Below are 15,765 nucleotides of genomic sequence, written 5' to 3'. Positions count from 1 at the left end.
TAGGGCTACCTTCCTACCTCCAAATAAAAGTTGCCCAGCAAGGCCCAAGCCGGTGGCTCTGGTTCAGAATCAAGGTGACCCTTGCCCTCGGCTTTTTCTTTCTTAGCCCTTTGTGGATGTTTCCACTCAGCTCAGCCCCGGGGGATCCCTTGTCGCCCTCGTCAAGCCTCCTGCAGGACAGCTGGAGCCTGCTTTGGTGCAGAAAGAGCTGAGTCAGATTCTCGCCAAGAAACCCAAGCACCTCTTGCTGGATCTGAGCCAGGTTACGCAGATCGACAGCGGGGGAGTTTCGGCTTTGGTGTGGGCAAGACGCGCCTGCGCCGCCGCCGACTGTCATCTCAAGCTCTGCGGTTTAGGAGAGAAAGCCAAGACAGTTCTCAAGGTTACCCGTCTGGACTCTCTTTTCAAGACTTATCCCTCGGTGGAAGCGGCCCTCAAGGATCTCTCTGACGCCTGAGGGGGACGGCTAGTTGCAAGTTCTGCTACCTACATCCTCAGGCAGCAGTCCCCTGACTCTCTACAGCCTAAGGCTGGTTTCTTTGGGCATAGAGCTTGGCCTGTTGCCGGATTTCCTCCCGCACCTTGGGCGGGGCCAGGCGGGCTGCTTGCTCAAATAGCTCAGGGGCTTTTGCCCGTAGGTTGTCGTCAGTGGCGGAGCTAAGGGCCATCGCTTTGCCCAGGAGCGGGGCATAGGCACTGGGATCCTCCGCAATTAACTGGTCGTAAAGAGCTATGGCTTTTTCGGTCTGATTGTTGCGGGCATAGACAAAGGCCAAGCGCAGGCGGACGTCGCTATCTTCCGGGACTTCCTTCAGATAGTTCTCCAGCAGGCCAACAGCTTCAGAAGTGCGGCCCAAAGCTAGTTGAACCTCAGCCAGCTCCTGGAGGACTTGGCTATCTTTGGGATCCTTTTTGTAGAGAACTTGAAGTTGCTCCAGCGCCCCTTCCAGATCTCCTGTATCCCGCTGAATTTGAGCCAAAAAGGCTCGCAGTTGCCGATTTTCCGGCTCCAGTTCCACCAGCTTCTTCAGCGGCTCGATTGCCCCTTGCGGCTCGTTAAGCTGCAGTTGCGTGTCGACCAGTCCCCGCAGGGCAATGGGGTTGTCCGGCTCCCGTTCCAGCACGGCGCGATAGCCATCCGCCTGGGCCCGCAGTTGTTCGGTAACCAAGCTAGCGGTGTCCTGCGAGTCCGAAGGCCCTAGTGCCTGGAGGATAGGACCAAAGGAGAAGCCCAGGAACATCGCTAGGCCGACCACCGCCACCAGGGCTTCTAGGAATTTGCGGAGGGGCGATTTGTCAGGTTTGGACTGAGGCATGAAAGGGGTCGCACAGAATCTCTCTGTACTCTATCATTCGCTCCTCTGGAAGCCCAGCAGCCTCTTGGTTAACTAGGGACTCACTTTGCCCTCCATGAAAGGCAGCTCCCCTAACTTTGAACCTGCTGGAGCTGCTGCACCTGGGCCTGCAGGTAGGGGATCCCCACCCGGTGGCAGTAGTCGCCAAAGCGCTCTTGGGGCTGGCGCTCCTGCTTGTAGATCTGCAGGAGAATCCGCATCAGGGGCACAATTTGGCTAACATGCACCCGATCCTGAAACGGCTGGGCCAAGCGATCCCCTCGCGGGCTAGCCCCCAGCCAGATTTGGTAGTAGCCATCGGGGGCGGATCCCACCAATCCCAGCTCCGCCAAGTAGGGGCGGGCACAGCCGTTGGGGCAGCCGGTCATGCGCACCAAAAAGGGCGAGTCCTGTAGCCCCAGCTCCTGCACCACCTGATCCAACTGGCGAATCAAGCTGGGCAGGGCCCGCTCCGACTCGGTGATGGCTAGGCCACAGGTGGGGAGCGCCGGACAGGCCATGGAAAGCCTCACCAGCTCTGGGATCTCCTCCTTGGAGGGGACTCCGTGGGACTTGAGGATCTGGTTAATGGCCTCTCGCTGGTGCTCCTCGATGTCGATGAGGATCACGTCCTGCGTGGGGGTAAGCCGCAGGTGGAGAGCAAATTCCTCCACAATCTTGCGCAGGGCTGTTTTGAGCTGCCGCTCTGGCGTATCTTGGATGCGGCCATTTTCAATAGAGATGCCCAAAAACCAACGGCCATCCCCCTGCTCGTGCCAGCCTAGGTAGTCGTCGCTGTTGGGGACAAACTTAGGCATGCGCCGGAAGGGCAATAGCTTCTCCCCCAGGTACTGCTCGACCACGCGGCGAAACTTGTGGATCCCCCAGTCGCGCACAAGATACTTCAGCCGCGCCTGCTTGCGGTCGTAGCGGTTGCCGTGATCCCGCTGCACGGCCAAGACCGCCTGGCAAACCCGATACACCGTCTCCGGCGGGGCAAAGCAGAGTTTCTGGGCCAAAAGGGGCTCCGTCTCTTCCTTGCCATGGGTGCGCCCCATCCCTCCGCCCACCACGATGTTGAAGCCCTTGAGGTTGCCCTTGCGGTCGGTGAGCACAATTAGGCCCAGATCCTGGGCGTAGATATCGACCGTGTTCTCTCCAGCCACGGTGATGGCGGTCTTGAACTTGCGGGGCAAGTAGACTGGGCCATACAGAGGCTCCGGCCCTTCCAGCCTTACCCCATTGCCGACAAACTGCTCGGCTTCCCGGACTTCCGGATCCACCGGCGGGATGGGAACTGGCTCCCCATCTACCCAGATCTCATAGTAGGCAGAGGTCTTCGGCGCCAGGAGATCTGCCAGTTTGCGCGCATACTCCTGGGCATAGCGGTAGGCAGGCCGGTTCTTGTAGGGGGCAGCCGGCGCCGTGATGTTGCGGTTGACATCTCCACAGGCAGCCAGGGTGGATCCCATCTGCCGAATGATGCTGGCCACTGTGGCCTTGAGATTTTTCTTCAGGATCCCGTGTAATTGCAAGGTTTGTCGGGTGGTGGCGCGCAAGGTGCCGTTGCCGTACTCATCGGCCAGCCGATCCAGGGTCAAATAGAGCTGTGGCGGCACATGCCCCCCCGGAATGCGGGTGCGCAGCATCATCTGGTAGGCCCGCTCCAGTCCCTCCTGCTTTCGCTGCTGCCGCAGATCCCGGTCGTCCTGCTGGTAGACACCGTGGAACTTGAGCACCTGCACCGCCGCTTCGCTGAAGTGGGTGGTGTCTTGGGCCAACTCCTGCTGCAAGGGATCCCGCAGAAAGTTGCTTTCAGCCTTGATGTGCTCTACTTTGGAGCGCCTGGCTTCGGAGGTGGCAGAGGAGGTCATCTAATTCCCCAGTAATCCGGTCGGAATACCTGTGAAACAGGGTATCACCTCTTGCCAGCAACGTCCAGTTGGCTTCTTTACAGCCTGCTGTAGCGCTTGCAGCCGGCCCCAAAGCTCTAGCCGGCCAGCCCCAAGCGGGCGCTGTAGTCTGCCGCCGACCAGAGTTTCCAGGCAGAGTTGCCCTGCAGCTCCAAGACAAGGTCGTGGTAGGCCAGGAGGGTGGGGCGGTGGCCGACACTGACGTAGGTGGTGTTGAGGCGTTGCAGTTGCAGGTAGAGCAGTTTTTCGTTGGCCACATCCAGGGCGCTGGTGGCCTCGTCCAAAATGGCGTAGCGGGGCCGTGTAATTAAGATGCGGGCAAAGGCCAGGCGCTGCTGTTCGCCCAAAGAGAGAGTGCTGGCCCAATCTTTCTCCACGTCGAAGCCGCCCACCCGCTCCGGCAAATCAGCGAGGTTAACTTGGGCCAAGATCTGCAGGAGCTCCTCGTCGGTCAGATCCCGGCGACGGCCTGGATAGAGGAGTTGATCCCGCAGGGATCCCAGGAGCATGTAGGGCTTCTGGGGCAGGAAGAGCATTTCGCTGGTGTCGGGACGGGCGATGGATCCCTGGCCGTTGCTCCACAGGCCAGCAATGGCTCGCAGCAGGGAGCTTTTGCCGCTGCCGCTGACCCCCACAATCAACAGCCGTTGGCCTGCCTCTAGACTTAGGGACAGGTCCCGAACCAAGGTTCGTTCCGAGTTGGGGGTGAGCAAGGTTAGATGCTGCAGCGCCAGGTGGGGGGCAATGCGGGTTTGGATGGCGCTTTCTCGAGGACGCAGCTGGCGCAGAGCCGGATCCTCCAAAGCTTCGTAGAAGGATCCCAGGCGGTTGATCCCGGCGGCAAAGCTGGAAATGCTCTGGATCTGGTTGGCCACAATCGAAAGGGCGCTCAGCACCTGGCTAAAGGCAATGGTGGCCTGGGTGATGGTGCCAAAATCCCGCACGCCGCTAAAGTAAAGAGGGGCCACAATCACATAGGGAACGATGCGGGTAAAGTAGTTATAGGCGTACTGAAAGATATCGATAATTGCTTGCCAAATGATCAACAAGTCAAAGTTGCGCAAGGCAGCAGCGAAGCGATTCAGGATCTGTCTTAGCTCTAGGTTTTCGCCCTGGTAAAAGGCAATGGACTCGGCGTTGTCTCGCACGTGTACTAGGCTGTAGCGAAAGTCGGCCTCGTAGCGCAGTTGATCGAAGTTAATTTTAATCAGCCTGCGACCGGCCAAAACGGCAATGCCAGTGCCAATGGTAGCGTAGATAACCAATCCTATCGCCAGCACGCGGGAAATGCTGTAGAGAATGCCGGTGAAGGCGTAGAGAGTGAGGATTGAGTCGAGAATATCCAACAAAAAAGAAAGGGTGGTGCCAGTAAAGGAGCGAACGTCTTCTGAAATGCGCTGGTCAGGGTTATCGATTTCGGTGTTGGCAGCGTTGGAATCCAGCTCGTAGTAGGCCCGCCGGTCAAAGTAGCGATCCAGGAAGTAGTCGGTTAGCCATTCCCGCCAAAACAGGCCCAGCTTTAGCCGCGTATAGCGGTAGATCACCAAGATGGGAATGGCTGAGATAATCAACACCCCGTAGATGATCAAAAATTGCCAGAAGGTGCTCTCTTCCTTTTGCTGCAGGGCAGTGTCGATAAAACGAAAGATAAAGCTAATCATTACATTTAGCCGGTTTACTGTTAGGGACAGAAACAGCAAAAAGGTAAGGAGCACCCATTGCAACCAGCGCCGATGGATCTGCCTCCATACCACCCCAAACGCCAGGCTGCTTAGGGCCAAGCTGGCTGCTGCCACCCATAGCACTGGCGAGGCTAGGTTTCTCTCTGTTTGCTCGACCAAGCCTGCTGCTAGGGTTCGGAAGAACTCTGGAAAAAGGGCCTTTCCAACCAGGGTTACCCCAATCTCGACAAAGAACATGAGGGCAACCACAAACACCATGGATGCTGCTAGCAGGCCAAAGAAAATCCAGCCTCCATAGCGCACCCTCGGGTAAAAATATGGCTGAGCTACGGTGATAAAGCGGTCCCAAAGTTTGCGGTCGAAGTTAAACTGATAGGTTTGGGAGTCCATGTTGGCAGCCGTCGGCAAGAGCGTGGGAGCCTTACAACATCTTCCAGGCTAGCAGGCCAGGGATCCCCATCTCTGTTCAGCAGGAGCAACTTCTCTAGCTGGCAAGTCCGACTGGCTAGGCGGGATCCCCTTGCAGCCGCTTTTGCCATGCCGCGTGAGCCGCTAGCCACACCGTCTGCACCGGCACGCGGAACTCTTGGGCGCGGGCCACACAGTCGCGAAACTCCGGCTGGGCGTTGACGATGCGGCCGTGGTGGCAGGCCACCTTGACGTCCACCAGGCCGTAGGGAGTTTCCACCCGCTCGATCCGCCGCTCCAGGACGGTGCGCTGCTGCAGAGAGTGGCGAATGCCCAGGGTGGTGGTTTCCCGGAAGAGGAGATCCTGGAACTCCGGCACGCGATCCGGCGGGCAGATTACCGTCAGTAATACCCCTGGTCGTCCCTGCTTCATGGTGATGGGCTGGGTAAACACGTCCCAGGCACCGAGGGCCAGCAACTGCTCACAGGTGTAGGCAATCACTTGAGGGTTGAGATCGTCAATCTGGGTTTGTAAGACCGAGACAATCTCGGTCGGCTCATGCCCCTGCGATTGACCAATCCAAAGGCGAAAGATGTTGGGAATGGGCAGCTCACGGCTGCCAGCCCCCCGCCCCACTTTTTCCAGCCGCAGCGGTGGACAAGGCCCAAACTCTTCTGCCAGCGCCACTGCCAAGGCTGCCCCGGTGGGGGTAACCAGCTCGGCTTCCACGCCGTTGCTGAACACTGGCACACGCCCCATTTCCCACAGCTCAATCACCGCCGGCACGGGCACCGCTAGCTGGCCATGTTCGGTGCTGACCCAACCGCCGCCAATGGGGTGAGGAGAAGAGATCACCTGCTCCACCTGCAGCCAGTCGAGGCCAACACAGGTGCCGACGATATCCACCAGGGCATCGACAGCCCCCACCTCGTGGAAATGCACTTTTTCCAGAGGAACCTGATGAACTTTTGCCTCCGCCTGGGCCAGCTTCTCGAAAACCTTGAGGCTGCGGACCTTGACCGCAGGAGCCAAGCGGGATCTGGCAATCAAAGCCTGGATCTCCAACCAGGAGCGAGGGGGCAGGGATCCGTCCAGCACCTCCACCACCGCCTGCAGGGCAGGCTGCCCACAGCGCTGCACGCGACTCACCTGCAGGTTGTATTCCCCCCCGATGCCCAAGGCCTGGAGCTGCTGGTTGAGATACTCCAGGGGCACCCCGCAATCCAGCAGCGCCCCCAGGCACATGTCGCCGGCAATGCCTGCTGCGCAGTCAAAGTAAGCTACTTTCATACCAAAGCATGTTGACTTGACATACTCCCCTCGCCTAAAGGCGAGAGATTCTTGACGCTTCACAAACTGCTGCTGGCTAGCCAGTCTTACGCAGTCTCCACGTCCGTTTTAGAGTCGGGCGATGCCCCATCCCGACTTGCTTTAGGTTGTTGGCAGCGTTGACGTCCCTGTCATGCACTGCCCCGCAACCGTCGCAGACCACCACACGGGTAGCCAAATCCAACTTGCCCCAGTGCCAGCCACAAGCCGAACAGTACTGGCTTGTAGCCTCCCACCGGTCGATTAGGCGCACTTCCCTCTGGTACTTCTCACCTTTGCCCTCACAGAGAGCCCGAAAGGTATGCCACCCCTGCTGACTAATCGCCTTGGACAACCGACGGTTTTTCAACATCCCGCTAACGTTGAGGTCTTCCAAGCACACGACTTGGTTTTCGACCGTGAGCTGGGTTGACAACTTGTGCAGGAAGTCGAGCCGCATGTCGGCAATGCGGTTGTGCAGCTTGGCAATCCTCAGCCGGGTTCGCTCCCACCGATGGGATCCCTTCACCCGCCTGGCAAGCTGCTTTTGCAGCTGGGCAATACGGTTGTACAGAGGCCTATAGTTGGGACTGGGGAACTTGGCCCCATCGCTTGTGGCGGCGAAGGTCTTAATCCCCAAATCCACTCCAATACTGGGTGAGCGAGCAGGGATGCTAACAGGTTCCGTCTCCACCACAAAGCTGACAAAGTAACGCTCGGCAGTGTCTTTAATTACAGTGACGGAACTAGGGGTACTCGGCAAAGGTCGGCTCCAAATAGGCTTAATGGCTCCCACCTTGGCCAAGTAAACCCGCTTACCGTTGATAGAAAAAGCTCCCCTAGTTAGCGTTGCTGACTGCTTGGCTGCTTTCTTTTTGAGCTGCGGCGCACCTCCTTCCTGGGCAAAGAAACGCTGGTAAGCTTTGTCCAAATGTCTGAGAGATTGCTGTAAAGCAACACTTGAAACTTCGCCCAACCACGGAATCGATTGCTTGAGCTCGGTTAGGCGCTTGGCCAAAGCGTTGTACCCTGGATACTTCCCAACGGCTTGGCAGTGGGCTAAGGCTTCATTCCAGACGTACCTGACACAGCCAAACAACTTGGCAAGCTTCTGCCGCTGTTGGTCTGTGGGGTAGAACCTATACCTGTATCGAGCTTTCATGGGCTAGAGTCAAGTTGGCATTTCCAAGATAGCACATGAAATTAAGGAGAGACCGCAACAGTGTTTCTAGCCTGCAGGCCCATTTGGTGTTTGTCACAAATCCAGGCGAAAGATATTCACTCAAGAGAGTTTGAACTTGATTGCGGAGGCGTTTAAGAGTGTTGCCCGAAAGATGGACTTTGAGGTCTTGGAGTTTAACGGCGAGGCAGACCACGTCCGCCTTCTAATTGCCTACCCGCCCAAGTGGTCTATCTCTCAAATGGTGAATGTGCTTAAGGGAGTTTCGAGTCGCAAGTACGGGCAAGCTAAACTACCTAAACCTTGCGGCAAGAATGCCTTGTGGAGTCCCAGCTACTTGGCTTCTAGTGTTGGGGGTGCTCCTCTGCAACTCTTAGTGGCCTACATCCAAAACCAAGAAAAGCTGCCCTAGAGGGCAGGGTTTTAGACCTAGATTTTCTGATAAGAACTTGCGGAAGGAGTTGAGCCCTTTGAAGCGTCCTGAGGTACTAAAGGGGGGATCCCAGATGCCGTCAACACTTTGCATCCTTCTAGGGATCCTGCTGGGGGCAACGCTGCTGCTGTGGGGCCTGTGGGGATCGGCGGCGAACGGCCAGACTCGCCTCAACTTCAACAACGCCGATCTGCGAGGGCAGGATCTGTCGCGTCAGGATTGGCGAGGCAGCAGCTTTGTCAGCGCCAACCTGCAGGGTGCCGACCTGCACGGGGCTAACCTCACCGGCGTGGTCTTCACCAAGGCCAATCTGGCGGGGGCCAACCTGGCTGGGGCGGATCTGAGCAACAGCCTGCTGGATCTGGCCAACCTAGCGGGTGCCGACCTCCGAGGAGCCAACCTCAGGGGAGCGATCGCCGCGCGGGCCGTTTGGGAAGGGGCCCAGATTGCCGGCGCCGACTTCAGCGAGGCCTATGTGGATCGGGCGGCCCTGCGCCAGTTGTGCCAGCGGGCAGAGGGATCCCATCCCGTAACCGGAGTTTCCACCCGCGCAAGTCTCGGCTGTCCTTGAAAGCTGGCAAAGGTGAAGAAAACAGGATCCCTAGAACCGGCCGCTCGGATCGACCTCTAGATTGGGTGAGGTGTTGATGGTGCCCCAACCATGAGCAAGCCCAGCTTTGCGGTGATTGGCCTGGGAGTGATGGGGGAAAACCTGGCCCTCAACGTCGAACGCAACGGCTTTCCAGTTGTCGTCTATAACCGCACCCGCTCCAAAACCGAGCAGTTCATCCAAGGGCGAGCCCAGGGCAAACAGATTACCCCCGCCTACAGCCTGCCGGAGTTGGTGCAACAAATGGAGCGGCCCCGCAGAATCTTGATCATGGTCAAGGCAGGCCCAGCGGTGGATGCTCTCATCGACGAGCTCAAACCGCTGCTGGAGCCGGGCGACATCCTCATCGATGGGGGCAACTCTCTCTACAGCGACACCGACCGGCGCGCCGCGGCCCTGGAGCCTACCGGGATCCACTTTGTCGGCATGGGGGTGAGCGGCGGGGAAGAAGGCGCCCTCAACGGCCCTAGCCTCATGCCTGGCGGCAGTCTGGAAGCCTACCACTTACTGGAGCCCATCCTCACCAAAATTGCCGCCCAAGGGCCAGACGGGCCCTGTGTCACCTACCTGGGGCCCAAAGGGGGCGGGCACTACGTGAAGATGGTGCACAACGGCATCGAGTACGGCGACATGCAACTCATTGCCGAGGTCTACGACCTCATGCGCAGGGGGCTAAAGCTTTCGGCACCCCAGATGCAGGAGATCTTCCAAGCCTGGAACGAGACGGAGCTGGAGTCGTTTCTGATTGAGATTACCGCCAAGATCTTGGGGACGCTGGATGCGGAGACGGGCAGGCCGCTGGTGGACCTAATTTTGGACAAGGCAGGCCAGAAGGGCACGGGCCTGTGGACGGTCAAGGACGCCCTGGATTTGGGGGTGCCAGTGCCCACCATCGAGGCGGCAGTGCAGGCCCGCATTCTCTCGTCGATGAAGGAAGAGCGGGTGTCTGCCTCCCAGCAGTTGCAAGGGCCAGGAACCACCTTTGAAGGGGATCCCGAGCGCTTCCTTCAGGATCTGCGCGCCGCTCTCTATTGTTCCAAGATCTGCTCCTATGCCCAGGGGATGGCGCTGCTGCGGCAAGCCACTGTTGCCCACGGCTACATCTACACCTTGAGCGAGATCCCTCGCATCTGGAAGGGGGGCTGCATCATCCGCGCCCGCCTCCTGGGCAAAATCCAGGCAGCCTACCAGCGGGATCCGGAGCTGGTCAACCTGCTTCTGGATGAGGAGTTCAAGCAGGCCATCCAGGAACGGCAGGGAGCCTGGCGGCGGGTGGTGGCCACCGCAGCAGCTTTGGGGATCCCGATCCCGGCCATCAGCGCCTCCCTGGCCTACTACGACAGCTACCGCACTGCCGAGCTGCCCCAAAACCTCACCCAGGCCCAGCGGGATTTCTTCGGCGCCCACACCTTTGAGCGCATCGACAGGCCCGGGGTTTTCCACCACGCCTGGACCGCCTAGAGGGAAGCCCCACCTAGACCCAGGGGTGTCTGCTTAACCGTAAAGCCCCGCACTTCCGTATGGAAAGGATCTCCTTCTTGGGGGAAATCCTTGCGGAAGTGGGCTCCGCGGCTTTCCTCTCGCAACAGAGCCCCTTGCGCCACCAGGCGGGCAAGCAGCAGCAAACTCCCGGCCTCGACCTCTTCCCGGCTGGCCCAGGGCTTCTCCTCCAGGGGTAGGGCCTCTGCAAAAGCCAGAAAAGTCCGCAACTGCTCTCCCTCCCGCACCACGCCCAGGGCTTCTCCCACCTGCTGCCTGAGCTTGGGAAGCAGAGAGGGCGGCGCCGTCAGCACTGGTAGAGCCTGCACCTGCCGCGGTGGATCCTGGAGGTCCCGTAGGGCGACTAGGGCAGCCCGCTTGCCCATGACCAGCCCCTCCAAGAGGCTGTTGGAAGCCAAACGGTTTGCCCCGTGCAGGCCCGTAGAAGCCACTTCCCCCGCCGCGTAGAGGCCCGGCAGGCCCGTGCAGCCAAAAGCATCCGTTCGCACGCCGCCCATGACGTAGTGGGCAGCGGGAGCAACCGGCAGGGGCTCCCTTCTGGGATCCAGCCCCAAAGCGCGGGCAGAGGCAACAACGGTAGGAAAGCGCTCTTCCAGATGGGGCACAGCTTGGAGGTCCAGGTAAACTCCCCCCGTCCGCTGCTGCTCCCAGAACACTGCCTGGGCCACCACATCCCGCGGCGCTAGATCCCCCAGCTCCGCATAGCGAGGCATAAAGCGCTCCCTCCAGGCGTTGAGCAGCACGGCCCCTGCCCCTCGGGCGGCTTCACTGACCAGGGCTCCGTTGGGCAAAACGGTGGGGTGAAACTGCACAAACTCGAGATCCCTGAGAATGGCCCCTGCTCGCCAGGCCAGGGCCATGCCATCGCCAGTAGCTCCCGGCGGAGCTGTGGAGAGGGGGAAGAGGCTGCCAAACCCGCCTGTAGCCAGGAGAACCGCCCCCGCCCTCACCTGAAGGAAGCCCTCTGGACCAAGGAGCAGGGCTCCCCCCACTCTCTCCCCTGCCATCAAAAGGCTGAGGGCTGTGTAGCCCTCCAAAGGCGGCTTGCTCAGGCGAGCCAGCAGGCCTCTGAGAAGCCATAGCCCACTCCGATCCCCTCCCAGATGGCGTACCCGCGCCCGCGAATGGCCCCCTTCCCGCACTGGCTCAGGGTGGAAGGGGAGCCCCCAGGACAAAAGCTTCTCTAGGTGAAAGGGCGCTTCCCACAGAATGGAGCGGGCCACTTCGGTCTCCACCAGGCCCCGGCCTGCCTGCAGGGTGTCCTGGAGGTGGGCCTCCACATCCGCCGCATCCAGCGGAAAAGCCACCCCCCCCTGCGCCCAAGGAGTGGATCCCGAGGGGAGGGGATCCTTGCTCACCACCAGGGCTCTGGCCCCCTCCGCTTCCGCCCACAGGGCTGCATAGACCCCTGCCACCCCTGCTCCCAGGATCAGGAGGTCTGTTTCCGCCGGGAAAGCCGTGGACACCACTGGACAAAACCGCCCCTCGACCGGGGCGCCCCCCTTCTAGGCTCCCGCCGGCACCGACAGCATGGCCAGGAGGGACTTGCGGGCTTTTTCGGCCACCGCCTCTGGCACCTGGATCACGTGGCGCATCTCCAGCAGGGAGCGGTAGACCTTTTCCAGGGTAATTTTTTTCATGTACTCGCAGACGGCGTCTGCTTTGACAGGGATAAACCTCTTGTTGGGGGCCTCTTTTTGCAGCCGGTGGAGAATGCCCACTTCGGTGGCGACCACAAACTCGCGGCTGGCCGAAGTTTTGGCATAACGCACCATCCCCTCGGTAGAAAGGAGCTTGGCGTCCGGCTTGAGAAATAGACAACTGGAGCCGCAACTGCACTCGGGGTGGATGAGGAACTCCGCCTCTGGGTGCCTCTCTGCCATTGCCTTGAGGTGCTCCTCACGGATGCCGACATGGACGTGGCACTCGCCGGGGAATAGATCCAGCTCCCTCCCCGTTGCCTGGGCTACATAGGCCCCCAGGAACATATCCGGCACAAAAAAGATAGGGCGATCTGGCGGCAGGCTAGCCACCACTTGAACGGCGTTGGCGCTGGTTACGCAGACATCGGCTAGGGCCTTGATCTCGGCAGCGGTGTTGACGTAGGCAACCACCAGGCCTTCTGGGTTGGCCTCTTTCCAGCGCTGCACATCCTCCGGGCGGATGCTGTCAGCTAGGGAGCAGCCAGCCTCCAGATCCGGCAGCAGCACCGTCTTTTCCGGGTTGAGGATGGCTGCTGTTTCGGCCATGAAGTGGACGCCCGCAAAGACGATGACCTGGGCGTTCGTTTTCTGCGCCTCACGGGCCAGGCCCAGCGAGTCTCCCACAAAGTCCGCCACCTCTTGCACCTCGGGGAGTTGGTAGGAGTGGGCTAAGATAACCGCCTGCCTTTCTCGCTTGAGCCGAGCTATTTCCTGCACGAGGGTTGCTTCTGTCATCCTATCTAGGCCGGCCATCGGGTACAGATCCTGACTTGCCGGGCTGCCTGCCAAAAAATCCTAGACAAAGCGTTGCCCAGCAGCCGGGCTTGGGCTATTTACCTAGCCTAGCATTAGAAACAGCCCCCGCTCAGACCTCAAGGCCGCACCACCAGCAAGGAGAGATCCAAGGCCTTGGCTGAGTGAGTCAGGGCCCCCACACTGATGTAATCCACGCCTGCCTCAGCCGCTTGCCGGGCGCGCTCTAGGTTCATGTTGCCGCTGACCTCTAGGGGAACTTTCCCCCCCACTCGTTGAACGGCAGCCCGGATCTGCTCCAAGGGGAAGTTATCGAGGAGGATCAGATCGGCGCCTGCTGCCAAAGCCTCCTCCAGCTCTTGGAGGTTGCGCACCTCAACCTCGACCTTGAGGTGGTGGGGGGCACCTGCTTTGGCCCGCTGGATGGCTGCCGAGATGCCGCCTGCGCCGCGGATGTGGTTTTCCTTGATCAAGATGCCGTCGAAGAGGCCAAAGCGGTGGTTTTTGCCGCCCCCGACTCGAACGGCGTATTTCTCCAGGGCGCGCAAGCCAGGGGTGGTCTTGCGGGTGTCCAAAAGCTGGGCTGAGGTTCCCCGCAGCGCCTCTACGTAGGTGCGGGTGAGGGTGGCAATGCCGGAAAGCCTTTGGAGAAGGTTCAGCGCCAGCCTTTCTGCTGCCAGAATGCCCCGCAGGGATCCCTTGAGCTGGACTACCTCCTGGCCAGCAGCCACAGAGGCCCCTTCCTCTACCTTGGGGGCGAACTGCACCTGCGGATCCACTAGTCGGAAAACCCGCTTGGCCATCTCTAGACCCGCTAGGATCCCTGGCTCCTTTGCCAGGATCACTGCCTCGCCCTCCACGCCAGGGGGCAGGGTCAGCTCACTGGTGAGATCGCCGTGGCCGAGATCTTCCCATAGCCAGGCGCACAGGGTCTCCTCTGGGATGTAGAATGCTTGCATCATCTTCTGCAGAAGTGAGTTGCTTATTTGCTTATGGCCTCGGCTGGGCTTATTTGCTTATGGCCTCGGCTGGATCCCCTAAGTCCAATAGTGGCACTTTCAGCCGTCGTCAGTTGCTCAAAGCAGGAGCTGCCGCGCTGGGAGGCAGTTTGCTGGCCGCAGCAGGTGCTCAAGCGCAGCGGCGAACTTCCCCCACCCTCATCGTGGCGCAGAGATCCAAGCTCGACCGAGTTTCCTATGCTACCAACTGGTATGCCCAAGCGGAGCATGGCGGCTTCTATCAGGCGGTGGCCACAGGCATTTACCGCGAGTACGGGCTAGACGTCACCATCAAGATGGGCAGCCCCCAGGTCAACATCACCCAGATTTTGGCCGGTGGAGCTGCTGACTTTGCCATGGGGGGAAGCGCGGGAGTCATCAACGCTGTGCGGGAAGGGATCCCGCTCATCTGCGTGGCGGCTATTTTCCAAAAAGACCCGCAGGTTCTCCTGGCCCATCCCGGCACCAAGCGCCTGGAGGAGCTCAAGGGCCGACCCATTTTCGTATCCAAGGGGGCCTTTACCACCTACTGGCCCTTCCTGAAAGCCAAGTACGGCTTTACTGACGACCAAACCCGCCCCTACAACTTCAACCCTGGCCCCTTCTTGGCCGATCCCAGCTCCGCCCAGCAGGGGTATCTCACTTCTGAGCCTTTTGCTATCGAAAAACAGGGAGGGTTTAAGCCAGTCGTTTTCCTCCTGGCCGACTACGGCTACAACCCCTATGCCACCACCATCGAGACGCGGCGCCAACTGGTGAAAACCAAACCTGACTTGGTGCAGCGATTTGTCGATGCCTCCATCAAGGGCTGGTACAGCTTTCTAGAGGATCCTCGCCCCGCCTATCGCCTCATCAAGCGGGCTAACCCAGAGATGACCGATGAGCAGTTGGCCTACAGCTTTGAGAAGTTGAAGGAGTACGGCATCATTTTGTCTGGCGACGCCCTGGAAAAGGGCATTGGCGCCATGACCCACGAACGTTGGCAAAGCTTCTTTGAGACCATGACTGTAGCAGGCGTCTTTGAGCCAACTATCAACTACCGAGCTGCCTACACCCTGGACTTTGTCAACAAAGGTCCTGATTACTACAAGAAGAGCTAGGCCTATGCCCTGCAGCGGCCTGGCAAGCCCCCTAGGGACAGACAGCAATTGCTTTCCAGCCTTGCCCCCATCTGGTCTAGCTAAAATCCGCAGGAACCCTCGTGCCCAGTTTGGCTTGTCGAGCACCTTGGCTTAGCGAGCACGTAGAGGGAGAGAACAATCTTGCTTGCGCCAGTCGAGGGTCGTAAGCGATTTGAGTGGACGATGGGCAGCTCCCCGAGCGGAGGGTGAGCGGGTTTGGGAAAGCGGCAAGACGGCTTCCACGACCTCTTGGTCGGTCTGGAACTGGTGCCAGTAAGGCTTTGGGAGGCAGAGCTCTAGAAAAAAGCTAGAGTGAGGGGCTTGAACCCGCCCTCTCTGCATCGCCGTGGGCGCAAGTGGCTTGCCTAAGTGATAATCAGTGATAATCATAACTGGTGACGATTGGAGCAAATTAGCCGTGAAAGTTGCTTACGTATTCATTACCCCCCGCGGCGGCACCTACAAGCTAGGCCAGATGATCCTGCCGCAGCTTGAGGCGGGAGTCCACGGCGCAGAAGTGGTGGGCATGTTCTTTTTCGACGACAACTGCTTTGTCTTGCGGCAGGGGGATCCCATCGGCGAGCGCCTAGCCAAGATTGCCGAAGCGCAAAACATTTTGCTGATGATGTGCGACATGTGCGCCCTGGAGCGCAACCTGGCGGAAGGGGAACCCAAGTGGTGCGACGCCCAGGGACGTGGACGCAAGGAGCCGGGCTACTGCGTTCCCAAAAACGTGGTCAAAGGCGTGCAGGTGGGCTGCTTCCCCGACCTCTACGCGGCCTTGAAAGACAACCCACCTGACCAAGTGATCAGCTTGTAAC

The 15,765-nt window shown here is 59.6% G+C and carries 13 protein-coding genes and 1 pseudogene; 6 read left to right on the top strand and 8 right to left on the bottom strand.

Going from position 1 to position 15,765, the window contains the following annotated elements:
- Nucleotides 1-112 precede the first annotated feature (112 nt).
- Complete coding sequence (locus NW814_RS06320; protein ID WP_414405623.1) at nucleotides 113-457, top strand: STAS domain-containing protein; 345 nt, start codon at nucleotides 113-115, stop codon at nucleotides 455-457.
- A gap of 67 nt (nucleotides 458-524) precedes the next feature.
- Here the strand turns inward: NW814_RS06320 and NW814_RS06315 are convergent, their stop codons facing one another.
- From NW814_RS06315 to NW814_RS06295, 5 genes are all read right to left on the bottom strand, one after another.
- Nucleotides 525-1,316: a tetratricopeptide repeat protein gene (locus tag NW814_RS06315; protein WP_414405622.1), complete on the bottom strand. Its 792-nt coding sequence runs from the start codon at nucleotides 1,314-1,316 to the stop codon at nucleotides 525-527.
- 110 nt (nucleotides 1,317-1,426) lie between these two features.
- On the bottom strand, nucleotides 1,427-3,208 hold the full coding sequence (locus NW814_RS06310) for an NADPH-dependent assimilatory sulfite reductase hemoprotein subunit (RefSeq protein ID WP_414405621.1): 1,782 nt from the start codon (nucleotides 3,206-3,208) through the stop codon (nucleotides 1,427-1,429).
- Between the two features lie 116 nt (nucleotides 3,209-3,324).
- Nucleotides 3,325-5,319 (bottom strand): ABC transporter ATP-binding protein/permease, encoded by a 1,995-nt coding sequence (locus tag NW814_RS06305; protein ID WP_414405620.1) that lies wholly within the window; start codon nucleotides 5,317-5,319, stop codon nucleotides 3,325-3,327.
- A gap of 115 nt (nucleotides 5,320-5,434) precedes the next feature.
- Entirely contained in the window at nucleotides 5,435-6,628 is a 1,194-nt protein-coding gene (larC, locus tag NW814_RS06300; RefSeq protein ID WP_414405619.1) for a nickel pincer cofactor biosynthesis protein LarC, read from the bottom strand.
- Nucleotides 6,629-6,704: 76 nt separating this feature from the next.
- Nucleotides 6,705-7,808, bottom strand: a complete 1,104-nt coding sequence (locus NW814_RS06295) for an RNA-guided endonuclease InsQ/TnpB family protein (protein ID WP_099812285.1) — start codon at nucleotides 7,806-7,808, stop codon at nucleotides 6,705-6,707.
- A gap of 35 nt (nucleotides 7,809-7,843) precedes the next feature.
- On the opposite strand from NW814_RS06295, the pseudogene tnpA reads away from it, so the two are divergent.
- The 3 genes and pseudogenes from tnpA (at nucleotide 7,844) to gndA (ending at nucleotide 10,330) form a co-directional block, all read left to right on the top strand.
- A pseudogene (tnpA, locus tag NW814_RS06290) lies at nucleotides 7,844-8,238 on the top strand (IS200/IS605 family transposase).
- 94 nt (nucleotides 8,239-8,332) lie between these two features.
- A complete protein-coding gene (locus tag NW814_RS06285; protein ID WP_414405618.1) occupies nucleotides 8,333-8,830 on the top strand; it encodes a pentapeptide repeat-containing protein in 498 nt (165 codons plus the stop codon).
- 90 nt (nucleotides 8,831-8,920) lie between these two features.
- Entirely contained in the window at nucleotides 8,921-10,330 is a 1,410-nt protein-coding gene (gene gndA / locus NW814_RS06280) for an NADP-dependent phosphogluconate dehydrogenase (RefSeq protein WP_414405617.1), read from the top strand.
- Here gndA and NW814_RS06275 read toward each other — a convergent pair.
- From NW814_RS06275 to nadC, 3 genes are all read right to left on the bottom strand, one after another.
- Entirely contained in the window at nucleotides 10,327-11,835 is a 1,509-nt protein-coding gene (locus tag NW814_RS06275; RefSeq protein WP_414405616.1) for an L-aspartate oxidase, read from the bottom strand. The two genes, gndA and NW814_RS06275, sit on opposite strands and share 4 nt — an antisense overlap.
- Before the next feature lie 39 nt (nucleotides 11,836-11,874).
- On the bottom strand, nucleotides 11,875-12,807 hold the full coding sequence (gene nadA / locus NW814_RS06270) for a quinolinate synthase NadA (protein WP_414405615.1): 933 nt from the start codon (nucleotides 12,805-12,807) through the stop codon (nucleotides 11,875-11,877).
- Nucleotides 12,808-12,944: 137 nt separating this feature from the next.
- Nucleotides 12,945-13,787, bottom strand: a complete 843-nt coding sequence (nadC, locus tag NW814_RS06265) for a carboxylating nicotinate-nucleotide diphosphorylase (RefSeq protein WP_414405614.1) — start codon at nucleotides 13,785-13,787, stop codon at nucleotides 12,945-12,947.
- 56 nt (nucleotides 13,788-13,843) lie between these two features.
- Here nadC and NW814_RS06260 point away from each other — a divergent pair, with 56 nt between their 5' ends.
- Together NW814_RS06260 and NW814_RS06255 are read left to right on the top strand one after the other, a co-directional pair.
- Nucleotides 13,844-14,923, top strand: a complete 1,080-nt coding sequence (locus NW814_RS06260; RefSeq protein WP_414405613.1) for an ABC transporter substrate-binding protein — start codon at nucleotides 13,844-13,846, stop codon at nucleotides 14,921-14,923.
- 439 nt (nucleotides 14,924-15,362) lie between these two features.
- On the top strand, nucleotides 15,363-15,764 hold the full coding sequence (locus tag NW814_RS06255; protein ID WP_414394747.1) for a SaoD/DsrE family protein: 402 nt from the start codon (nucleotides 15,363-15,365) through the stop codon (nucleotides 15,762-15,764).
- The last annotated feature ends 1 nt before the right edge of the window (nucleotide 15,765 follow it).

It is taken from the genome of Synechococcus sp. R65.1 (assembly GCF_047461755.1).
Lineage (GTDB): Bacteria > Cyanobacteriota > Cyanobacteriia > Thermostichales > Thermostichaceae > Thermostichus.
Note: the sequence above shows the minus strand (reverse complement) of the source record. Positions and strands in the feature narration are given on the sequence as shown.